14 protein-coding genes are annotated in these 22560 nt (G+C 62.0%); 4 read left to right on the forward strand and 10 right to left on the reverse strand.

The window, feature by feature from the left end:
* Positions 1–13: 13 nt before the first annotated feature.
* The 4 genes from dnaE to AAAX59_RS03945 all read right to left on the reverse strand — a co-directional run bounded on the left by dnaE (position 14) and on the right by AAAX59_RS03945 (position 11212).
* Positions 14–3817 carry a DNA polymerase III subunit alpha gene (gene dnaE, locus AAAX59_RS03930; protein ID WP_349070707.1) on the reverse strand — a complete coding sequence of 1268 codons (3804 nt, stop codon included), beginning with the start codon at positions 3815–3817 and terminating at the stop codon, positions 14–16.
* 176 nt (positions 3818–3993) lie between these two features.
* Positions 3994–7626 carry a UvrD-helicase domain-containing protein gene (locus AAAX59_RS03935; RefSeq protein WP_349070708.1) on the reverse strand — a complete coding sequence of 1211 codons (3633 nt, stop codon included), beginning with the start codon at positions 7624–7626 and terminating at the stop codon, positions 3994–3996.
* A 3-nt stretch (positions 7627–7629) separates the two neighbouring features.
* The gene (locus AAAX59_RS03940) at positions 7630–10728 is read right to left on the reverse strand and encodes a PD-(D/E)XK nuclease family protein (protein ID WP_349070709.1); all 3099 of its coding nucleotides are present in this window, start codon (positions 10726–10728) and stop codon (positions 7630–7632) included.
* Positions 10729–10912: 184 nt separating this feature from the next.
* Positions 10913–11212 (reverse strand): YerC/YecD family TrpR-related protein, encoded by a 300-nt coding sequence (locus AAAX59_RS03945; RefSeq protein WP_022094855.1) that lies wholly within the window; start codon positions 11210–11212, stop codon positions 10913–10915.
* A 324-nt stretch (positions 11213–11536) separates the two neighbouring features.
* Here AAAX59_RS03945 and AAAX59_RS03950 point away from each other — a divergent pair, with 324 nt between their 5' ends.
* A complete protein-coding gene (locus tag AAAX59_RS03950; protein WP_349070710.1) occupies positions 11537–11902 on the forward strand; it encodes a phage holin family protein in 366 nt (121 codons plus the stop codon).
* Positions 11903–12043: 141 nt separating this feature from the next.
* Here the strand turns inward: AAAX59_RS03950 and AAAX59_RS03955 are convergent, their stop codons facing one another.
* Positions 12044–12472, reverse strand: a complete 429-nt coding sequence (locus AAAX59_RS03955) for an Rrf2 family transcriptional regulator (protein WP_022094857.1) — start codon at positions 12470–12472, stop codon at positions 12044–12046.
* Between the two features lie 253 nt (positions 12473–12725).
* On the opposite strand from AAAX59_RS03955, the gene cysK reads away from it, so the two are divergent.
* Together cysK and mnmA are read left to right on the forward strand one after the other, a co-directional pair.
* Positions 12726–13664, forward strand: coding sequence for a cysteine synthase A (cysK, locus tag AAAX59_RS03960; RefSeq protein ID WP_349070711.1), 939 nt, complete (start codon positions 12726–12728; stop codon positions 13662–13664).
* A gap of 55 nt (positions 13665–13719) precedes the next feature.
* Positions 13720–14943: a tRNA 2-thiouridine(34) synthase MnmA gene (mnmA, locus tag AAAX59_RS03965; RefSeq protein ID WP_349070759.1), complete on the forward strand. Its 1224-nt coding sequence runs from the start codon at positions 13720–13722 to the stop codon at positions 14941–14943.
* A 136-nt stretch (positions 14944–15079) separates the two neighbouring features.
* Here the strand turns inward: mnmA and AAAX59_RS03970 are convergent, their stop codons facing one another.
* From AAAX59_RS03970 to AAAX59_RS03980, 3 genes are all read right to left on the reverse strand, one after another.
* Positions 15080–16123, reverse strand: coding sequence for a M42 family metallopeptidase (locus AAAX59_RS03970; RefSeq protein WP_349070712.1), 1044 nt, complete (start codon positions 16121–16123; stop codon positions 15080–15082).
* Positions 16124–16730: 607 nt separating this feature from the next.
* Positions 16731–17897, reverse strand: a complete 1167-nt coding sequence (fucO, locus tag AAAX59_RS03975) for a lactaldehyde reductase (protein ID WP_022094861.1) — start codon at positions 17895–17897, stop codon at positions 16731–16733.
* Between the two features lie 165 nt (positions 17898–18062).
* Complete coding sequence (locus tag AAAX59_RS03980; RefSeq protein ID WP_055310199.1) at positions 18063–18779, reverse strand: YoaK family protein; 717 nt, start codon at positions 18777–18779, stop codon at positions 18063–18065.
* A 253-nt stretch (positions 18780–19032) separates the two neighbouring features.
* Between AAAX59_RS03980 and AAAX59_RS03985 the strand changes: the two genes are divergently transcribed.
* Positions 19033–21174, forward strand: coding sequence for a YgiQ family radical SAM protein (locus AAAX59_RS03985; protein ID WP_349070713.1), 2142 nt, complete (start codon positions 19033–19035; stop codon positions 21172–21174).
* Here AAAX59_RS03985 and AAAX59_RS03990 read toward each other — a convergent pair.
* Positions 21171–22091 (reverse strand): CPBP family glutamic-type intramembrane protease, encoded by a 921-nt coding sequence (locus AAAX59_RS03990; RefSeq protein WP_349070715.1) that lies wholly within the window; start codon positions 22089–22091, stop codon positions 21171–21173. The two genes, AAAX59_RS03985 and AAAX59_RS03990, sit on opposite strands and share 4 nt — an antisense overlap.
* Before the next feature lie 83 nt (positions 22092–22174).
* Positions 22175–22375, reverse strand: coding sequence for a hypothetical protein (locus tag AAAX59_RS03995; RefSeq protein ID WP_349070716.1), 201 nt, complete (start codon positions 22373–22375; stop codon positions 22175–22177).
* Between the last annotated feature and the right edge of the window lie 185 nt (positions 22376–22560).

Here is a 22560-nt window from a genome sequence, read left to right on the forward strand (position 1 = left end):
CACCCGGGGTAGCTTAGATAACCGTCACGCGGCCTTGGTTGCCGACGATGGCCTTTGCCTCTGCCAGCAGCGGAATCGAGCGTGCATTGACCTTGGCCGGCACCTCAGCGCGCAGCACGCGCCCGTCGACTTGCTCAATAAAGATCTCCACGCGGTCGCCGCCCGGGTTGGTGGTGAGCACCGTGGCCAGGCGCGCCATATTGCCCTGGCTAAAGCGGCTGTTGGGCACCATGACCTCAAAGACCTTGGGCTTGTTTTTCTCCTCGCTAAGCTCCAGCGGCACAATCTCCTGCGCGATGATCTGGTCGCCGCGGTCCGAGCGCTCGAGCTTGCCCTTAATGCGCACAAACGCGTCGGACAGCTGCGCGCCGGTCTCGGGATCGACCTCGCCGTACAGATACCCCTCGGCCTCCTTGTAGGTCTTGGGGAACACCACGACCGTGGCCTCGCCTTCCATGTCCTCGAGCTGCACGATGCCCATGGGGTCGCCGTTTTTGGTCACGCGCTTGGACGCGCTCGAGACCATGCCGGCCCACCACAGCGCCTTGCCCTCGGGAATCTCCTGGTTGATGGTACCGCCCGTGGGGTTTTGCACCTCATAGCCGGTGTCGATCTGCGAGAACGAGAAGTCGCGCGCTTTGCTAAGTGCATACTCAAACGGGCGCAACGGGTGGTCCGAGACATAGATGCCCAGAACCTCCTTCTCCTGGCTCAGCTTAAGGTGGCGGTCCCACTCCTGGCCGTCCGGATCGGGCACGCTCACCTCAAAGCCCGAGCCCTCAACGTCGCCGAACATATCGAAGAACGACGTCTGGCCGCTCGCGCGATCCTTTTGGCGCTTCACGGCGGCATCGATGATGTTCTCGGGGTTGTTCTTATCCACAAAGTGCATCATCTGGCGACGCGGATACCCCGTGGAGTCGAAGGCGCCTGCCTTGATGAGCGATTCGATCACGCGACGGTTGGCCTGGCTCGAGTCCACGCGCTCGACAAAGTCGTGCAGCGTCTTAAACGGGCCGCCCGCCTCGCGCTCGGCGATAATCGCCTGCGCCACGCCAGTGCCCACGCCGCGGATGCCGGCCAGACCAAAGCGCACGCCCTCCTTGGTAGCCGTGAACTCGGTACCGGACTCGTTGACATCTGGCGACAGCACGGGGATGCCGTCGTGGCGGCACGCCGAGACGTAATGAACGATCTTGTCGGTCTTGCCCGTGTAGGACGTCAGAACGGCCGCCATGTACTCGTGCGGATAGTGCGCCTTGAGCCACGCCGTCTGCATAACCAGGATGGCGTAGCCGGCGGAGTGCGACTTGTTAAAGGCGTAAGACGCGAACTCGAGAACATCGTCCCAAATCTTCTGGGCGACCTCGCGCGTGTAGTTGTTCTTGATAGCACCGTTCATCCAGTGGTCGTAGGTGGTCTCGTCCGAGCCATCCTCCCAGTGGAGCACCGTCGACGTGAGCAGCTTGATCTTTTTCTTAGCCACGGGCTTACGGATACGCGAGTCCGATTCGCCCTTGGAGAAGCCGCACATCTCGACGGAGATGAGCATAACCTGCTCCTGGTAGACCATGGTGCCGTAGGTTTCGCCCAGGATGTCGTCCAGGCGGTCGTCGTAGGAGACGGCCGGCTCCTTGCCGTTCATACGGTTGATGTAGGACGAAACCATGCCGGCGCCCAGCGGGCCCGGGCGGTACAGAGCGATCAATGCCACGACGTGCTTGTATTCGGTGGGTTTCATGTTCTTGATCGTGGCCGTCATGCCGGCGGACTCGACCTGGAAGACGCCGGCGGTGTGGCCGGAGCCCATGAGCTTAAAGATCTCGGGATCGTCAAAGGGAATCTCTTCCTCTTTGATGTCGATGCCGAAGTTCTTTTTGATGTTTGCCTTGGCCTTGGAGATAACCGTCAGCGTGCGCAGGCCAAGGAAGTCCATCTTGAGCAGGCCCATGTCGGCAACGGTATGGCCCTCGTACTGGGTAATCTCGACGCCGCCCTTGGTGTCGAGCTTGGTGGGCACATGCTCGTTGACGGGGTCGCGGCAGATCAGAACGGCGCACGCGTGCACGCCCTCGCCACGGGTGAGGCCCTCAATCGAGAGCGCCGTGTCGATGATGCGGCGGGCGTCGTCGTCCTTTTTATAGGCCTCGGCAAAGTCGGGGTTAAACAGATCCTCTTTGCCGGGTTGTTTTTCGAGCACCTGCTTGAGCTTGACCTTGGGGTCGCTCGAGACCATCTTGGACAGGCGCTGGCCCATGTAGACCGGGTAGTCCAGGACGCGCGCGGCGTCGTTGATGGCCTGCTTGGCCTTAATGGTCGAGTAGGTGATGACGTGGGTGACCTTCTCGGGGCCGTAGAGCTGGCGAACGTGCTCCACGACCTCGAGGCGCCGCTCATCGTCGAAGTCCATATCGATATCGGGCATCTCGGTACGCTGCGGGGACAGGAACCTCTCGAACATCAGGCCGTTCTCGAGCGGGTCAAACGCGGTGATGTTCATGGCGTAGGCGACGATAGCGCCGGCGGCCGAGCCACGGCCGGGGCCGACGCCGATGCCGTTGTCCTTAGCCCATTGCACGTACTCGGCGACGATCAAAAAGTAGGCGGCAAAGCCCTTGTCGCAGATGACCTTGTATTCGTACTCAAAGCGCTCTTTGATGTTGACGCCGCCGATCTCGCGCGTGGCCCAGTCGTCACCGTAGTGCTGGCGCAGGCCTTTCTCGCACTCGCGGCGGAACTGGCTCTCGTGCGTCTCGCCGGGATCGAGCAACGGGAAGCGCGGCAGGATGATGGAGTCCCAGTCCAGTTCCACGTAGCACTTGTCGGCAATCTCGAGCGTGTTGTCACAGGCCTCGGGGCAATACGGGAACATCGCCCGCATCTCCTCCTCGGTCTTCATATAAAACTCCGAGCCGGTCATGCGCATGCGGTTGGGGTCGTCGACCTTGGCGTTCATGCCGATGCACATGATGACGTCCTGCACGGGCGCATCCTCGCGGCGCAGGTAGTGAAAGTCGTTGGTAGCGATGACCTTGACGCCCACCTGTTTGGCGATGTCGATGAGCGTACGGTCCATCTGCTCGTCGGTCAGGCCATTATCGGTGGTAATGCCGTGTTCCTGAATCTCGATATAGAAGTCGCCGGGATCGAAGGTGTCGCGGAAGGTTTCGGCCCACTTGATGGCGCCTTCCATGTCGCCGCGGTCGATGTATTTGGGGATGATGCCCGCAATGCAGGCGCTCGTGCAAATCATGCCCTTGGCATGGCGACGCAGGTTGTCGAGCGTCACGCGCGGCTTGTAGTAAAAGCCCTGCACGGCGGCCTCGGAAACCGTCTGCATCAGGTTGACATAGCCCTCCTGGTCCTTGGCCAGAAGGATCATGTGGTAGAGCTCGGGCTTGTGGTCGCGGGCAAGGGTCTCGTCCGGCGTAAAGTAGACCTCGCAGCCAAAGATGGGTTTGATGACCAGGGGCGGCTTGAGCTCGTCGATATTGCCCTTCTCGTCCCACATGGCCATGTCCTTCACATACTGGGCATGCTCGCGCGGGTTTTCCTCGGGATCGGGCTCCACCAGCTCGTCACGACGGTCCTTTTCCAAGAAGGCCTTGTCGTGGCTCCAGGTTTTGTACTCGGGCGTGTTGTGGTTGACGGCGTCGCAGGCCAGCGCCAGGTCGGGCACGCCATACATGTAGCCGTGGTCGGTAATGGCCACGGCGGGCATGCCCAGCTCAACGGCACGGTTGACCATATCCTGGATACGGGTTGCGCCGTCGAGCATGGAAAAGACAGTGTGGTTGTGCAGATGGACGAATGCCATGTGATGAGCTCCGATGCGGGTTCGTGTTCTGACTGAACGATTTTACCGCACGGCGCGGACGGCACCCGAACCTAGCCAAACCCACACGGCTCCTCTTGCAGTTGCGGTGAAATACGGACTGTTTGGCGGCTTTTTTGGCCAAAACAGTCCGTATTCCACCGCAAGTTATCTGAGGGCTAGAAGTTGTAGGTGACCACTTGAGGTTCGGCGGGTTCGACGAAGAGGGTCGGATCCGGCTGCTCCACGCGGACGAACTTGACGGTCACGGCCTCAAAGCCCGCCTTGTGCAACACGTCGGCGTAAACGCGCGCCTGCAGGGCGTGCTTCTCGAGCAGCTGGTCCGGCGTCTCGTCCGGCGTGCCGCCCGTCTTGTAATCAATGACCAGGGCGCGCGACGGATCGGCCGGGTCGGTGGCCAGTGCATCGATGGCGCCCTCGGCATAGGCACCGTAGCGAGCGATGTCCTCGTCCTCGCAGCCCAGCGAAAAGAACGGCACCTCGGCGCGAACGCACGGCCACGCGAGCAGATCGGCACGAACAGCCGACTTGAGCCAGCGGTTCAGGGCAACGTCGAAGCGTTCGCGCTGCTCCGGCGTCAGGCGCCACAGGCGCGCCAGAGCATCGGCACGCTCAGCGGGCAGCGCATCGGAACCCATCTCGATCAGCCACTGGCAGGCGGCATGGAACGCCGAGCCCAGCGCCATGGGGTTGCCGGCGGGCTCGACAGCGGCCACGTCCGCATCCGTCATCTCGGAACCATCCGACTCCGCATCATCGCCAGCCTCGTCCATGGGTACACGCGCCTCGGCGGCACGGTCTTCTGTCTCGGCATGGAGCGCCGCGGCGATTGACGAGTAGCTATACGAGTCACGCACCGGAAATGGACAGATGCCCATGCGCACGCCCACTGCCTGGGGATACACAAGCTCAAACGAATCGGGCTTGGGGTCGGCAGGACCAGGGACGATTGTACTGGCCGAATCGTCGGCAGCATCTGCATCGGCATCGCCGCGGACAAGCCTGCCCTCGACATCCAGCGAAGCGTTGGCCTCAAACGCCTGCTCGCCAAAGGTAAAGCCCGCGAGCGAGATGAGCTCGTAGTCGCCCGGCTTGGAGTTGTCGAACACCAAACGGTCGCTATCGAGCTGCGGCATGTCCAGAGCGTCCGTCGGCAGAATGCGGCGCAGGACATCGTAGGTCAGATCCGTCTCGACATCGAAGGTCGGCGCCGCCACCTTGCCGCGGCTCACGCCGGCATCCATCGCCAAGATCACCAGCTCGCGCGCACGCGTCATGGCGACATAGAGCAGACGAGCCCGCTCCTCGAGCGAAAGCTGCAGGTCGTCGTTGCGCAGGCGAACGAATGCCTCGGCGGGAGAACCCGTCGCGCAGACATCCTCCATGAGCTCCGGCGGTAGCCACAGCGACGTGCCCTTGCCCTTAAACGCGTGCTCAAACTGCTTTTTGACGTCGTCGCCCTTCACAAAGGTTCCGTCGGTGAGCTTAACGCCGTCGAAGCGTGCCGGCAGCGCCACGACCTGCGCTCCTCCCTCGACGCGACCCATCTGTGCCGCACCCGAGGGCTTACGCACGCCAAAGCACTCGGCGACCGCCACGACCGGATATTCCAGACCCTTAGAGGCGTGAACCGTCATGATGCGCACCGCGCCGTCGCCCTCCTCGTTGAGGGCACCCGGGGCTTCCTTGCCCGCCAAGAAGCGGTCGAAGGCCAGCGCGATGGAACGCGGCGAGTTACCGAACTCGGCCTCCGCCTCGGCCACGGCGTCGAGCGCCTTGAGCACGTTGGCGGCAATGGCCTTGCCTTCGGGACCGCGCTGTGCCAGACGCACAAACCAGCCGGAGGCGTTGACCACGTCGCGCGCGATGGCGGCGAACGAATCGCGGCCCACGCGACGAAGCGCATACCGCAGCACCTCGCGGGCGCGCGTCACCAGCGGCAAGTCTTGCAAACCCGGCACGTCGAAATCACTCATGATGCCCGCATCGATGTTGCGGCGCGACGTCTCCCCCGTCTCGCTATCGAGCTTGGTCGCCAGCGCCAGGAACTCCTGAGCGCCGAGCGCAAACATCGGCGAGGCGAGCAGCGGCATAAGGCCCTGCGCCGTATCGGCCGGATTGGCGAGCGCACATACCAGGGCGCGCACCGTCTGCACCTCGGCTGCCTGGGCAAAGACCGAACCACCCGCGATGGCGCAGTCGAGCCCCTGGTCGCGGAAGGCCTGGGCGTAGACGTCGGCGTTGGTCATGCGGCCCAGCAGCAGCACCATGCCGCCCTGGGGCTGGCCGGCATCGGCAAGCGCGCGGAATCGCTCGGCGATCGCACGGGCCTTGGCCTGTGTGCGTTCCTGCGTACTGCCGCCGGCAACAAAGAGGGCCTGGCGACGCGAGGCGTCTGCCACCAGCGTGTCCTTGCGGCCGTCGCTCGCCTCAAGATCCAAAAAGCCCTGCATCAGGCCGCCGTCATCGCCGTCGAAGACGCGTGCCACGTAACGCAGTACCTCGTCGTGGCTGCGGAAGTTGCGCACGAGTTTGACGAGTTCGCCGGCAGGGGCGTCGACCACGGCAGTCGCCTCGGGCGCGGCAGACGAGCCCACCTTGCGCTCCTGACGACGGAACACCTCGACCTCGGCGCCACGGAAGCGATAGATGGACTGCTGCGCATCGCCCACGGTGCACAGCGCGCGCTCCCCCGCACCCGTCAGGTAACGGATCAGATCGACCTGCATCTGGTCGGTATCCTGAAACTCATCGATCATGACCATCTTAAAGCGGCCCTCGTACGCAGCACGGATGGCAGGGTAATCGCGCAGGGCCTCGTAAGCCATACGCAGCAGGTCGTTATTATCGAGGGCGGACTGGGCAGCCTTCAGCGCGCGATACTCGGCCTCCACGGAACGGGCCAGGCCCACCAACGCATCGAGCGCCGGGCCACCACAGGCAAGCACGATATTGATAAACGCATCGGCGGCCTCGGCCTTGAGCAGCTCGACCTGCTCCTTGGGGAACGCCTTGCTCGCGCGCGGCATGGTGCACGACATCATGAGTCGCGCCGCATCGACCATGGTCTTGTCGCTCGCCTCGAACGCGTCGATGGCATCGAGCGCCGCCTGCGCCTTCTCGGTCGAGGACTTGCTTGCGCCCAGCGCCGCGCGATAGGCATCGGCGAGTGCCGAGGTATCGGCCTGGCCGCGCGCCACGCGCACGTCGTCCATACCGCCCGACAACTGGCTCGACAGCTCCAGCAGGTCGCGCACCAGGCCCTTGATGGTCGTGCCGGTGCCAAAGGAACCGCCCTCGCCCGCCATGGGATACCAGGCATAGAGGGCCTTGAGCGATGCCGCGAGCTCGGGGGCGGCATCGGGTGCCGTCGCGCGGGCCAGCACGTGCTCAACAGCCTGGTCCATAAGCTCGTCGGTATCGGTGAGCACCGTGAACTCGGGGTCGATGCCCAGCTCCAGCGCATGCGCGCGCAGGATACGCGAGCACATGCCGTGAATGGTCGAGATCCACGCGTCGTCGACGGTCAGTGCTTCCTCGTCCATGCCCTCGTCGATAAGCGCACGGCGCACGCGGTCACGGATCTCGGCCGCGGCGTCTTTGGTAAAGGTAATGGCGAGTACCTGGTCCAGATGCTCGACGAACGGACCGGATTCGGGCGAGAGCGCGTAGACGATGCGGCGCGTGAGGGTAAAGGTCTTGCCCGAACCGGCGCCCGCCGAGACAAACAGCGGACGGTCGAGCGTTTTGACAATCTGCAGCTGTTGCGGCATCAAAGTCGAAAGATCCATGGTCTACACGTCCCTCCTTACAAACGTTCCTTCGTGGTTATACGAGCAGCGCGCATGCGCGGCCTGAGCCGACGTCGGGTCGACGGCGGCAACGTTGCCCGTCTCGAGCTCGCGCAGGCGCTCGGCGATGCCGGCCTCAACGCGATCGAGCAGGGCGTCGAAGTCCATGCTGCCACCCTCGCCGGGGAAACCTTTCTTAAGGCCCGGGATGCGACCGTCGCCGCGCTCTTCCTCGAGCAGCTCGGCGCTCGCGGCACCGCGCAACGCCGGCTTGCCGCCCTTGGTCGAAAAGTAGAGCGCCGCGCGGGTGTCCAAATCCAGCGCCCGGCGCATGGCCTGGGCGTAGATGAGCGTTTGGGTATGTGGTGGCAACCAGCGCGGATCGTCGATGGGCGCCGTGCCCGATTCCTCGTCGCGCACCGTAGGGTCGGCGAGCTTAAACTCCTCAACGCCCGTGCGATGCTTGTAGTCGATCACCACGGCACGATTCTCGGCGTCCACGTCCACGCGGTCGATGCGCCCGCCAAGCGGCCAACCGGCATACTCGACCTTGAGCTCGTTGAAGGCGAACTCCAGGTAGCGTGGCGCAAAGGGGGCAAGTGCCTCGGACTCGTAGGCGAGCACGCCTTCCAGCTGCGGCAGAATCTCGGCCACCTGACGTTCCTCTACCGGAGAGAGCGGCACGAGCGGACCCTCGGCACCGCGCTTGCCGGCGTGCTCGGCCAAGGTCTCGTCAAAGACCTCGCGCAGCAGCTCCTGTGCGCGCGGCAGGTTCTCGGGCGTCACGCGCTCCATGCCCTCTTGGGGCAGACGGGCATGCAGATGCTCCAGCACGTCGTGGACAAAGTTGCCCTTCTCCATGTTGCCAAAGCCCGCGTCGATAGACTGGGGCTTGACGCGATACGACACGAACCAGCACAGTGGGCAGGTAGAATAGGCCTCGATCTGCGAGGCGGACGTCAGACGCGGCACGAGCGGCGCGTCCTCGCCCTCGCCATCGCGACGGCGCAGGACCAGATACGGAACGGCTTCATCGCTCAGATGCTGAGGAGCTTCGCAGGTCACGCGCTCGCGCCTAAAACCTTCGCCTGCAGCGGGATCAAAGTCGGCGATGATATCGCCCTCGCCCACGCGCGTGGGCCTGGCAGCGCCAGCGGCCTCGGCATGTGCCCGCAGCTCGGTCCATACGGCTGCCGGGTAGCACTCGCGCGCCTGGCGATCGTGTGTCACGCGGGCAAGCGCGACCGGACCGCTCGTCGCCTGCATTGCACGGCCAAAGCGCACGCGCAGCAGGGCGGCGGGCTCCAAAGACACGCCGTCGCGGCGCAGCTCGGCCGTCAATGTGGCAAGCGGGCCCTCTTCGTGCGAAAGCGGATAGCTGTCCAGGTCGACATCGGCAAACAGCACGGCATCGTAGCCGCCAGGACGCAAAACCGACGCATCGGCAAGCGACGCGAAGCGCACTTGTGCTCGTGGTGTGCGATCGACCTCATAGGTCTCGTAATCGTAGGCGGTACTGCGCTTGTCCACCTTGGTTCGAACGCCGTCGAGAACCGGCACGGTCGCGGCCTGCGACACGTCGAGCGCGCGAGCATCGTTCATAAGGATGTCGATGGCATGGCGCAGCAAAGCCGTCTCTGCCTGGCGACGGGCCTGGCCGTCAAGGCCGCCTAGAGCGCGATCGGGCAACGCCTCGGCAACGGCAAGCATGGCCTTAAGCGCCGTCACGGGCTTGTCACGCCACAGCGCCTGGAACACGTCCGAGACCACACACGGTACGTTCTTAAACCAGTTATCGTCGCTCGTCGCCTTGCGCGCGCCCCTCACCTGGCCCTGAACGCTCTGCAGCAGGCTCTTGACGCCCGCGGTAGTCTTGCTGCGCGAGAGACGCATATTCTTATCGAAGGTACGGGCATTGACGGCATCAGCGCCCGAAAGCGGACTGTAGATCCAGTCGGTAAGCTCCGGCGCGGGCCACCACTCAGTCTTGGAAGCGGTGCCCTCGTCGGCGGCTTTCATACGCTCGATCAGGTTGGCGAGCGCCGTAAACTGCCTGCCCGCGATGGACTGGGAAAACGCCGTGAACTCAGTCGTCTCGGCCGCAATGTGACGCGCCGCCAAACGGGCGGCGAGCTCGCCGAACAGCTGGGGTGCCCGGGCAGAAACGACGAGCACGCGCACGGGGTCGGCGGGCGTTGCAGTAGCTTTATCGGCCTTGGACTCCTTGTGCGCTTTCACCAACTTATCGATGGCGTCCGCATAGACATGAGCACGGGCATGGGGGCCGGCGACTTCCACAAAGGCAGGACGTGCGACGGACTTTGGAGCAGTCGCGGGAGCGCCAGCATCCTCGTCCAGCGGTGCAACCTCAAACAGCACACCGCGGGCATCAAGGGCCGTGGCCAGCTCCTCACGCATCGCCGCTTGCTCGCGGGCGAGCAGCACGACAACCTCTCCCCCGTTGTTTGCCACGGCGGACAGCAGCTCGAGCAGGCTATACGTAAATGACGTGACGCCGCGCACGCAAACGGCGCGGGTGCACGCCGGCAGGCTGTCGGTCAAAGCGCCGGCCATAATGTCAGCTGCCTCGCAGGACTCGACCATATCTCGACGGTCCAAACCGCCCGCGTAGGCACGCAAAAGCTCAAACACACGAGCCTCGGCATCGCTTTTGGGCTTGGGCTTGCAAACGTTGTCGCAGCAACGCTCGGCACCAGTCCCCGCCACACCCGGAAGCACATCGCGAGCCATGCGCGCGAGCATGCGCACCGTGCCCTGGCTACGCGAAAGCGGCTGCAGGCCGGCATCGTCGCGGCGGGCAATCATATCCGAAAACAGCATCTGACGTTGCAGGTTGTCGACGAAACCACGCCCGTCGCCCAAAAGCTCCCAAAGCGAGCGAAGCCACGATGCGGGTGTCTTGTAGTCGATACCCAGCGAAATGCCGGCTTCCGCCGCATCATGACGGCACAGATCGAGCTCGGCAAACGTTGGTGCCAGCAACACGGCACGCCCGTGACGGGCAATAAGGTCGGCAAGCAGCGCCGACTCGGCATCGCTCAAATCCGTGCCGGCATTGGTGGTATAGATTCGAACAGGCATGGTCCTCCGCTCAAACCGTTCGCAATAATCAATGCATCCATCCTACCCGCCCAAGCGGACACATTGCCACCGCAGTTCCATCTTTTGGTACAAAGCAACCTGAACCCAACGCACCAGCCGATTGCAGGCATATAAAAACCGCCCCCGGAGGGACGGTTCTTCGTAATTCAATGTTGTCGCCGGCCTACTCGCCATCCTCCAACTTAATGAGGATCTTGCGGTAGCCACCGTACTCGCCGTTCAGCGCCTTTGAAACGCGGCTCACCGTGGTGGACGAAGCGCCGGTACGGGCCTGAACCTCAACATAAGGCTCGCCCTCGTCCAAATAGCGCGCAACCTGCAAACGCTGAGAAAGGTCGCAAATCTCGCGCGGCGTGCAGATATCGGTCAAAAACGCCTGGATATCCTTCTCGTCGTCCAAAAGGCTAAATGCGTGGACCAGCTGCTTGACATCAGGCTTGTCAAACATGTTCTCGATATTCATCGATCACCGCCAAACCCGCCAAAAGGCATCGAAGTTGATACTGACATCGGGCATCGTTCGCCCGTTCTATGCAATAGGGCAACGCCTGTGGCTTTTGCCCGTAGCAGTGTAGCACACCACCAAACTAAAGCGACAAGACTCTCTGCCAGCGGCGCGTTTTTCAGGACGAACGCCGTTTAGAAACCATATGCGCACGTAAGCTCCACGAATATTTGAGACAATGGGCGCCCAAACACCGCGGCGCGCCCGCGCAACCATCCAGGTCGCCGCCGCAAGCCGCTTCACGCGACGCCAGCAACCCCGGCGCAAGAAAGGATTCACGCCATGCGCTTTATGCTTAACTGGCTCTTCACCTCGATCGCCATCGCGATCGCCACGTTCCTCGTCCCCGGTATCCAACCCTTCGGTTTTGCCGAGGCCTGGGTCTGTTTCGCCTTTGTGGGACTGTTCCTCAACATCGTCGATTCGCTCGTCAAGCCGTTCCTGACGGTCATCTCACTGCCGCTCACTATTATTACGCTTGGTATTTTTCAGCTCGTAGTCAACAGCTTTATGCTCGAGCTGGCCAGCTACCTGTCGGTCAATCTGCTGGGCGCGGGCATCTCCATCGCCAGCTTTGGATCGGCCTTTATGGGCAGCATCCTGGTGTCCATCACGCGCAGCATCCTCGACAGCATCGCCGAGGACTAAAACGGCCATTCCGGCCGTGTCCGTCTCAACAGCCCAAAACGAAGGCCGCCCATCGCAAAAATGGGCGGCCTTCTTATTTGCCAAGTCTCAAAGGGCGAGAAAATCTACCATTTCCACCCCGTCCCCAAATGCAGGTGTGGGTTAGATGACGTAGTCGTAGCCATGGTTGGGAGCGACAAGTTGATCGAGCGTCACACCGTCGAGGTAGTCGTTGATGAGCTTGTCCAGGTTCTTCCACACGTCGAGCGTGGGACACTCATCAGATCGCGAGCAGCCCTTGCAGTCGCCATCCAGGCAGGCGACCGGCGCCAGACTGCCCTCGGTCAGGCGCAAGATCTCGCCCACCGTGTATTGCTCGGGCGGGCGCGTGAGCACATAGCCGCCGCCCTTGCCGCGCATGCCCGAGAGCATGTTGGCGCGCACGAGCGTAGCCAAAATGTTCTCGAGATATTTCTCGGAAATCCCCTGTCGCGCCGCGATCTCTTTGAGCGGGATGCGACCGGCTGCCTGGTGCTCGGCCAGATCGACCATAACGCGCAGGGCATATCTGCCCTTAGTAGAAACCAACATGTATAGTGCTGCCTTTCGGTCATTTAGTCCGTAGAAATTCTAGCCGAAATATTGGTTTTGAAAATACCCGTTCCGGTCAAGATGGTTAATCGACTCGTAATAATCTTCTATTTCCTATTGCGTTACTAGGCTTTACTGTCTACTATGCTTGCCAACAGCAAAACGAACAACCCATAAGGTTTGTGGGTTTCGCTGCTACACACACCGTAAAACCACACGGTATCCAGTCATTTGAACACTTTGGAGGTTCACCATGAGCAATGTTTACACGTCCATCGATCAGCTTATCGGCCACACTCCGCTTCTGGAGCTCACTCACTTTGAGGCCGATGAGGACCTCAAGGCCCGCGTGCTCGTCAAGCTGGAATACTTCAACCCCGCCGGCTCCGTCAAAGACCGCGTCGCCAAGAACATGATCGACGAGGCCGAGAAGGCCGGCAAGCTCGTGCGCGGCGGCGACTACACCATCATCGAGCCCACGAGTGGCAACACCGGCGTCGGCATCGCCTCGGTGGCGGCTGCCCGCGGCTACAAGGTGATCATCACCATGCCCGAGACTATGTCCGTCGAACGCCGCAAGCTTATGCAGGCATATGGCGCACAGCTCGTGCTCACCGACGGTTCCAAGGGCATGAAGGGCGCCATCGCCAAGGCCGAGGAGCTGCAGAAGGAGACGCCAAACAGCATCATCGCCGGCCAGTTTGTGAACCCCGCCAACCCCGCCATCCACAAGGCCACGACCGGCCCCGAGATCTGGGATGACACCGACGGCGAGGTCGACATCTTCGTCGCCGGCGTTGGAACCGGCGGCACCGTGACCGGCGTGGGTGAGTTCCTTAAGGAGCAGAACCCCGAAATCAAGGTCGTCGCCGTCGAGCCCGCCACTTCCCCGGTGCTCTCCAAGGGCCAGGCCGGCCCGCACAAGATCCAGGGTATCGGCGCCGGCTTTGTGCCCGACGTCCTCGACACCCAGATCTACGACGAGATTATCCCCGTTGAGAACGACGACGCCTTTGCCACCGGCCGCGCCGTGGGCCACAAGGAGGGCGTGCTCGTGGGCATTTCGTCCGGCGCCGCCGTGTGGGCCGCGCTGCAGCTGGCCAAGCGCCCCGAGAACGAGGGCAAGACCATCGTGGCGCTGCTCGCCGACACCGGTGAGCGCTACCTGTCCACGGCACTCTTCCAGGACTAGGGCCTCGTCCATAGGTTGAGCCCAGGGACGAGCCGGCCTCCTCTCTCCCGGTAGCCTGAGCCCATCCCATCAGGGTGTCCCACGAGTCGTCCGAACTTGCTACAATGTCTGCGGCGCGGAACCAGCCTCCCGCGCCGCTTTTCTTTTTTGGCCACATGCCACCAAGGAGAACCTCCCCATGCACAACAAGCGCGTGCTCGTCGCCATGAGCGGCGGCGTCGATTCCAGCGTGACTGCGTACCTACTCAAAAGCCAGGGCTACGAATGTGTCGGTGCCACCATGCGCCTCACCTGTCCCGCGCCCGATCCCGTCACAGGCATGAGCAAAGTCGACCGCGACATCGCCGATGCAAAGGCCGTCGCCGAGCGCCTGGGGATACCCCACCATGTGCTCGACCTGCAGCAGACCTTCGACCGCAATGTTATCGAGCGCTTCGTGATCGCCTACCAGGAGGGGTTGACGCCCAACCCGTGCATCATCTGCAACCGCCATATTAAGTTTGGCGCGCTGCTCGACGCGGCGCTGGATATGGGCTGCGACTACATCGCCACGGGCCATTACGCCAAAACAAGCCAGGCATCCGACGGCACCTGGCAGCTACATCGCGGCGAAGATCCCAAAAAGGACCAAAGCTACTTTTTGTATTCGCTTACGCAAGAGCGCCTGGCACGCACAATCTTTCCGCTGGCCGGGCTGGACAAGGAGCGCGACGTTCGCCGCATTGCCGCCGAGCAGGGCTTCATCAACGCCAAGAAGGCCGAGAGCGAGGATATCTGCTTTATCGCGGATGGCGATTATGCGGGCTATATCGAGCGCCGCTGCGGACATGCCGCCGAGCCGGGCGATATTGTATGGCGCGACGGCAGCGTGGTCGGACGCCATAACGGCGCGCTGCGCTATACCATCGGCCAGCGCAAGGGCTTGGGCGTCGCGATGGCGCATCCCGTGTACGTAACGGGCGTCGACACCGCCAACAACATTGTGCATCTGGGCGAGGCCGAGGACCTGGCTGCCACAGCGCTCGCGGCCAACGACTGGATTTGGAGCGCGCCGGCAGAGCGCATGGAGGCCGAGCTGGATGCCGGCGGCATTCGCGTGGGTGCCAAGTACCGCTACCGTCAGAAAGACCAGGCAGCGACCCTTACGCGTGGCGAAGATGGGCAAATGCTGCTAACTTTTGACGAGCCGCAACGAGCCATCGCCCCCGGCCAGGCTGTCGTCGTCTACCGCGGCGACGTCGTCCTCGGCGGCGGCACCGTTACTGCCGCCATCAAGTAGTCCCACCCCCTTCATAAGTTGCGGTGAAATAGGGACTGTTTAAGCGTTTAAAACCGCCAAACAGTCCCTATTTCACCGCAACTTAGAGAGGACGGCCTCGGTCGGTACTGCCGTATCAGCCGAGGCCGCTGCATCGTTAGCGCTGTACGTAGGCGCGGACCAGCTCGTAGGTATTGCGCACGCCGTCGATGTGGCTGCGCTCGTAGTTGTGGCTCGCGTACACGCCGGGGCCGATCAGGCCGTGACGGATGTCGTAGCCGGCCGAGAGCGTGGCCTCAACGTCCGAGCCGTAGTGCGGATACACATCGATGGCGTAATCGAGCTCCAGCTCGCACGCGATGTTGGACAGCGTGGTTACCAGGTCGTAGTTGTACGGACCGCCCGAATCCTTGGCGCAAATCGACACCATGCGCTCGGTGCAGCCCAGGTCGTCGCCCACGCAGCCCATGTCAACGCTGATCATCTCGCGCGTGTCGGCCGGCACGAAAGCACCGCCGTGGCCGACCTCCTCGTACACGGTAAAGAGCAGCGACACCTTGCGCGAAAGCGACACCTCGCCGTCAGCAACAGCGCGGGCCAGACCCAGCAGAATCGACGCCGACAGCTTGTCATCCAGGAAGCGGCTCTTGATGTAGCCGCTCTCCGTCACCGTGGTACGCGGATCCATAGCGATGATGTCGCCGGTCTGAATGCCCAGCTCAAGCACATCGTCCTTGCTGTCGACATTCTCATCGAGCAGGATTTCCATGTTCTTCTCGATGGTCTTGACCGGCTCGTCGGCCACATGCGCCGAAGGCTCAGTATTGAGGACCACGCCCGTGTAGACATTGCCATCGCGCGTATAAACGGTGCAGTTCTCGCCATCGGCCGTAGACCACTGATGCCCGCCGAGGGTCGTGGGGCGCAGGCGACCATTGTCCTTAATGGAACGCACCATGGCGCCCAGGGTATCGACATGGCTCGCCAACACAAGTGGCTCGCCCTCGCCGCCAAGCTCAACGAGCACGTTACCCTTATTAGAACGCTCAGGCCCAAACCCCATATCGCGCAGGGTCTCCATCAGATAATCAGTCGCCGCACGGGTATAGCCGGTAGGGGAGGCAATAGAAGTCAGCGTCTTAAGCTGTCCTGCGATATAGGAGAGCGTCTCCTCTAGAGAAGCATCAATATTAGAAGTCATATGCATCCTTCCAAGTAAAACTAAGACCGAGTCCCGATTTTAACCGTTCTGCACGTGCAATGCCCCAGGAGCCGAGCCGCCTCCAGACGTCCCCGCACCGGTTTTGTGCACGTGCACGGTTTACAATCTCAATCTTGCATAAATCCTATTGGTATTTGCATAGAAATGAGGCATCTTTTTGCTTCGTCTCAGGGTGCCCCACCTTGGACCGTGCAAAAAACGGAGTATTCAGCACCGTGGGCCCCAACGGCCCCATCACGAACGACAAAACGACGCGGTTACAGCAGTGTTGCAGGTCGTCGCAAAGCAGAAACTCAGTAACAACCCCCTCCACTCATCGATAGCCCGCCCACAATGGCTGTCGATGGGCGCCTGCGGATCACTACCGCCCATTCACAACGTTATGCATTTTTAAGAGCTTGTTGAATACTCCCAAAAATGCACGCAGGGAAGTGCACCACCTATCCGCAGCGGGCAGTACGCCTTGGTTTTGTCCGCCTCAGGGCATCGACGCAGCACAAAAAGCCCCGCCGTGCGTAGCACGGCGGGGCCAGCGGCAAGTCAAAAAGCGACCGCACACCTACAGGCGAAAGAACACCAAACGAGGCTAGGCAGCCGGGCAAATCTTCTTGAAGAGCTCGATGACGTCGTCGAGCGTTGCCTCGCGCGGGTTACCCGGGAAGCAGGCGTCGGCCATGGCGTCCTTGGCCAGAACCTCGATCTCGTCGGCCTTCATAGCCTCGCAGACGTGCGGGATATTCACGTCGGCGGAAAGCTGCTTGACGGCGGCGATAGCGGCGTCGGCAGCCTCGTCGGTGCTCATGCCCGTGGTGTCAACGCCCATGGCGACGGCGACCTTGGCCAGGCGCTCGGCGCAAACCGGCTTGTTGAACTCCATGGCGATCGGCAGCAGCATGGCGCAGGCGACACCGTGCGGGGTGTCGTAGTGAGCGGACAGGGTGTGAGCCATGGCGTGGTCGATGCCCAGGCCGACATTGGAGAAGCCCATGCCGGCGACATACTGGCCAAGAGCCATGCCCTCGCGGCCGGAGCCGGGCTGACCAGACTTGGCCTCGGCGACAGAGTCGCGCAGGTTCTCGCTGATCAGCTTAATAGCCTCAAAGTGGAACATGTCAGAGAGCTCCCAAGCGCCCTTGGTGGTGTAGCCCTCGATGGCGTGGGTCAGAGCGTCCATACCGGTGGAGGCGGTCAGGCCGGCGGGCATGGAAGCCATCATGTCGGGGTCGACGACGGCGACCTCGGGGGCGTCGTTGGTGTCGACGCACACGAACTTGCGGACCTTCTCGGGGTCGGTGATGACGTAGTTGATGGTCACCTCGGCAGCGGTACCGGCGGTCGTCGGCACGGCGATGGTGAACACGGCGTGGTTCTTAGTGGGAGCAACGCCCTCGAGGCTGCGGACATCGGCGAACTCGGGGTTATTGATGATGATGCCAATAGCCTTGGCAGTGTCCATAGAGGAGCCGCCACCGATGGTCACGATAGCGTCAGCCTCGGCGGCCTTGAAGGCCTCGACGCCGTCCTTGACGTTCTGGATGGTGGGGTTGGGCTTGATCTCGGAGTAGAGGCTCCAAGCGATGCCGGCGGCGTCGAGCTCGTCGGTCACCTTAGCGGTAACGCCAAACTTGACCAGATCGGGGTCGGAGCAGACGAAGATCTTCTTGTAGCCGCGACGCTGGAGCTCGCCGGGGATCTCCTTGATGGCGCCGGAACCATGGTAAGAAATGGTGTTGAGAACGAAACGATTAGCCATTGATAGCCTCCTATCGTGCGCGGGGCACCCGTTACGCCCCGCACTATAAGTCCCATCCTAACGCTTTTGAAACAAAAAACGCGTGAGAACGTCAAAAGTGTTAAAGCGTTTCAACATATGATGAAAAATATTGCGGCAAAGGGACAGCCCCTTTGCCGCATTCGGTTACTTTCGGCAGCCCTCTTTCCAAGCCTCGGCCGCAACCTTCCAGCGTAAGCGCAAGTCGCGCTCGCGGTCGATGAACATGATGGCAAACGCGACAAACAGCAGCAAGCTCGCCACGACGATGGCGTGCAGGCCCATGCGCTCAATACACCAGTTGCCCAACACGGCGCCAAACACAAAGGTAAAGATCACGCCAAAGTACAGCAGGCCGTTTTCCAAAAAGCCGCGCCTGTGGGTGATGATGTAATCGTCCACGTTTTGCAGCGCGTTGCGCAAGTTGCCGATGCACATGGTCGTAGCGATGCCGTGACCGTGGATCTTGCGGAAGCTCTCGACCTGCATGCCGCAGGCAAACGAGGTGAGGCAGTTGGCGAGCAGGTTGAAATTGCCGCCCGGGATAAAACTCACGCCCAGCAAGATGACGGCTTCAAAGAACACCGTCACCTGTCGCCAGTGAATCACGCTGCCAAACCGCTCGTGTACCAGATCGGCAAGCATGATGCCCACGGCAAACGACACCACAGGGAAGAAGTAGCGCCCCGCAAGTGCCCAGTTGCCCTCCGAAATGCTCACGCCCACGAGCAGGATGTTGCCTGTCTGCGCGTTGGCAAAAACATGGTCGCGCCCAATGTACGAATACACGTCCATAAAGCCACCGGCGAGCGCCAAGATGATGCCCAGCTCAATAGACTCCGATATCTGTTTGGCACGCTGCATCGTCGTGCATCCTCCTTGTTGACGACTCTCTCGTGCGTTGGCGGAAACATAGCCGCCGTTCATACTGTAACCCATTGACAACATGGCGTGCGTGCGAGACGGCTCCTTCGACGCAGGGATACACAGTCTGGAAACAAACGGCGGGCGCGGCGACGCTCTCACTCACCAGCCCATGTACTCCCCCAGTCTTTTTAGCTCCGTCCCAAAAAGACTGGTTACAATTACGTGCAGCATACAGACACCGGGAGGGATCGTGGCAAAAAAGCCTCAGCACGCTCAGAACAACCAGCGCAGTCAGCAGGGCAAACAGGGCCAGCAGCAAAAGCGCGGCGGCAAGGCGCAGGGCACGGTCGCCCGCACCAAGCATTCCCAAGCGACGCCCGCCCGCCCCTGGCGCCCGGGCCGCGATAAATTCCTCCCCGTCAGTCGCGTCGACATGGATGCACGCGGCTGGGACCAGTGCGACTTTGTCTACATCTGCGGTGACGCATATGTGGACCATCCCAGTTTTGGCATGGCCATCATCAGTCGCGTCCTTGACGCGCACGGCTACAAGGTGGGCGTCATCTGCCAGCCCGACTGGACCGACCCCGCCAGCATTACCGCGCTCGGCGAGCCGCGCCTAGGCTTTCTCGTCAGTGCCGGTAACATGGACTCCATGGTCAACCACTATTCGGTGACCAAGCACCGCCGCCACACCGACGCCTATACCCCCGGTGGCGAGGAGGGGCGCCGTCCCAATCGCGCCGTCACGGTCTACGGCAACCTTATCCGCCAGACGTTTAAGGATGCCCCCATCATTATCGGCGGCATCGAGGCGAGTCTGCGCCGCCTGGCCCACTACGACTACTGGCAGGACAAGCTCAAGCGCTCGGTACTGCTCGACTCGGGCGCCGACATCCTCATCTACGGCATGGGCGAGCACGCGATCGTCGAGATCGCCGACGCGCTCGACGCGGGACTGCCCGTCGATCAGATCACCTATATCAACGGCACCGTTTACCGCACGGGTTCGCTCGACGAGGTCTACGACTACGACCTGCTGCCAAGCTGGGACGACCTTGCCGCCGACAAGCTCAACTACGCGCGCAGCTTTAACGTGCAGCAGCAGAACATGGACCCCATCACTGGACACCGCCTGGTAGAGCCCTACCCCAACAGCGTCTATGTGGTGCAGAACCCGCCGTCGGCGACGCTCACCACCGACGAGATGGACGAGGTGGCCGAACTCCCCTACGCGCGCGATTGGCATCCCGACTACGACGCGGCGGGCGGCGTGCCGGCCTTTGCCGAGATCAAGTTTTCCATTAGCTCCAACCGCGGGTGCTTTGGCGAGTGCTCGTTTTGCGCGCTCACCTTCCACCAGGGTCGCGTGCTGCAGATGCGCAGTCACGACTCGATCATGCGCGAAGCCGAGCTGCTCACGCGCGATCCCGAGTTTAAGGGCTACATCAACGACGTGGGCGGACCGACGGCTAACTTTAGCCGCCCGGCCTGCGACAAGCAGCTCAAGCACGGCGTGTGCAAGAACAAGCGCTGCCTGTGGCCGAGCGTGTGCAAGAACATGGTGGTCGACGAGAGCGGCTACACGCAGCTGCTGCGCGACCTGCGCCAGCTGCCGGGCGTCAAGAAGGTCTTCGTCCGCAGCGGCATCCGTTTTGACTACACCATGGCCGATGCCTCGGACGAGTTTTTGCGCGAGCTGCTGGAGCACCATGTCTCGGGCCAGCTGCGCGTAGCGCCCGAGCACGTGAGCGACGCGGTGCTGAGTGTGATGGGCAAGCCGAGCCGCGCCGTCTACGATGCGTTCTGTCGCAAATTTGAGCGCTTGAACCATGAATACGGACTCAAGCAGTACGTGGTGCCGTACCTGATCTCGAGCCACCCCGGTTCAACCATGAAGGAAGCCGTGGACCTTGCCGAAGCCGTGCGCGACATGGGCTATATGCCCGAGCAAGTGCAGGACTTCTACCCCACCCCGTCCACCATGTCGACCTGCATGTACTACACCGGCGTGGATCCGCGTACTATGCAGCCGATCTACGTGGCGCGCGACCCGCACGAAAAGGCCATGCAGCGCGCGCTCATCCAATACCGCAAGCCCGAGAACTACAAGCTTGTGCGTGAGGCGCTGGAAAAGGCCGGCCGCCGAGATCTAATCGGCTACACCAAGCATTGCCTGATCCGTCCCGTACCGCCGCGCCCGGGCGAGACGCCTGTTAGCGGCGGACATGGGACCGGCAAGAAGGGCGGCAAGGCCCACGGTGGCGCCGCCGGCAAGGGACCCAAAGGCAGCAAGGGCCACGGCGGCATGTCCCGCGCGCAGAACACCGCCGGGCGCAACCGCGCGGCCCAGGGACGCCAGGGCGCCAACGGAGGCGGACGCCGCAATTAGTGCAGGAATGCGGTAGATGTGGTCGCAGCGCTCTGTTGGCACGCTTGGCGCAGCGAGCACATTGCCTCCACCAGGATCACGCCGGCGATCGCGACCGTAATTATCACGTCGAGCGGCGTGTTCACAAACCAGAGCAACGTCATGAGATACGACCCGGCATTAAAGGCAAAGTGCAGCAGGATCGTGTAGCGGAGCTTTCCGGTCGTCACGAGCACCCAACCAAAGATGAGGCCAGCGGCACCCGCGTAGCAACCCTGCACCCAATTCATGTGCATAAAACCGAAGATTGCCGCCTGCAGTACAATCGCCGCTGCGATACCCCACGTGCTTGGGGCCGCCCAGGGCACCATGGCGCCGTCCTGCGCGCTCGCACGACGCCGGCGCTTCCAAAGTGGGCGGCACTGCGGATTAAACGCTCGGAGCGAAAACTCGAAAATAATGCCGCGCACCAGCAGCTCTTCACAAAATGGGGCGCCGAGTACCGTAGTCAGAACGTCGAGATAGCTAGTGTCGCCCATGCCCGTTTCCTCGACAAGCTCGCTGTAGTCGGCCGCCGCCTCGGGCAAAAGCAACAGCACAGCATCGGTCACGTAGCCAACGACCACCTGCAGGGCAAGGCCGATCACGATAACGCAGGCGATGCGTTTCCACGCCCCACGCGCTCCCCCGCCAAGCGGGCGCTCGCCCTGCCAGCGCGCCATAAACGAGCGCGGCCACAGATAACGCCACCACAGCAGCGCCATCAAAAACGACGCCGTCTGAGCGGCAGCCTGGAACCATTGGATATCGAGATTGTCGATCGGATAGCCCGTCAGCACCGATACGGCATCGAGAACTGAAAACAGAACCATGCTCAGGGCAATACCGGCCGCGACGACGCCAAAACAGGCAAGCGCCCAAATCATCGCATTGAGCATGCCAACCTCCTCAAAACCGTTCCCTAGTTCTACCACAACTCGGCAGAGAGCTGATCCCATGGGGACGGAGGAAAACGGATCACTTATTGATGAGAATCGGACGTAGTGCCAAAAGCCCCGCTCGGCGAAATGTCGAACGGAAAGGTGCCGCAGCGATTGAAGGCGGCGATGAACATGCGGATGGCGTTGGACGGCGTGGTGCCTACGAGTTGGGTTGCCGCCGCGAAGGCCGCCTTTTCCTCGGGCAAGACCTTCGCGACAACCGGGGTCATGTGTTCTGCCATGGCGCTTCCTTTTTGAAACGACGGTGGTGCGGATAGATGCGGGCCACGCGGCTGGGCGACGGGCTGTGAAGGCAACCCAATTGGCCCGCATCCGGAGTTTGTTTCTACGGCGTTGGTATTACTTGGTATTCCTAAGTATTACCCCGCAGATAGAATACCACACCCGACCCCATGGAGACGGAGGA

The sequence above is a fragment of the Collinsella sp. CLA-ER-H2 genome, assembly GCF_040092405.1.
Taxonomy (GTDB): Bacteria; Actinomycetota; Coriobacteriia; order Coriobacteriales; family Coriobacteriaceae; genus Collinsella.

Coding starts and splice junctions, on each gene's coding strand:
- AAAX59_RS03980 (WP_055310199.1), bottom strand. CDS start 18,779: ATGCAGCGTGCCAAACAGATATCGGAGTCTATTGAGCTGGGCATCATC.
- AAAX59_RS03950 (WP_349070710.1), top strand. CDS start 11,537: ATGCGCTTTATGCTTAACTGGCTCTTCACCTCGATCGCCATCGCGATC.
- AAAX59_RS03970 (WP_349070712.1), bottom strand. CDS start 16,123: ATGACTTCTAATATTGATGCTTCTCTAGAGGAGACGCTCTCCTATATC.
- AAAX59_RS03935 (WP_349070708.1), bottom strand. CDS start 7,626: ATGGATCTTTCGACTTTGATGCCGCAACAGCTGCAGATTGTCAAAACG.
- AAAX59_RS03995 (WP_349070716.1), bottom strand. CDS start 22,375: ATGGCAGAACACATGACCCCGGTTGTCGCGAAGGTCTTGCCCGAGGAA.
- AAAX59_RS03990 (WP_349070715.1), bottom strand. CDS start 22,091: ATGCTCAATGCGATGATTTGGGCGCTTGCCTGTTTTGGCGTCGTCGCG.
- dnaE (WP_349070707.1), bottom strand. CDS start 3,817: ATGGCATTCGTCCATCTGCACAACCACACTGTCTTTTCCATGCTCGAC.
- AAAX59_RS03945 (WP_022094855.1), bottom strand. CDS start 11,212: ATGAATATCGAGAACATGTTTGACAAGCCTGATGTCAAGCAGCTGGTC.
- AAAX59_RS03940 (WP_349070709.1), bottom strand. CDS start 10,728: ATGCCTGTTCGAATCTATACCACCAATGCCGGCACGGATTTGAGCGAT.
- AAAX59_RS03955 (WP_022094857.1), bottom strand. CDS start 12,472: ATGTTGGTTTCTACTAAGGGCAGATATGCCCTGCGCGTTATGGTCGAT.
- fucO (WP_022094861.1), bottom strand. CDS start 17,897: ATGGCTAATCGTTTCGTTCTCAACACCATTTCTTACCATGGTTCCGGC.
- cysK (WP_349070711.1), top strand. CDS start 12,726: ATGAGCAATGTTTACACGTCCATCGATCAGCTTATCGGCCACACTCCG.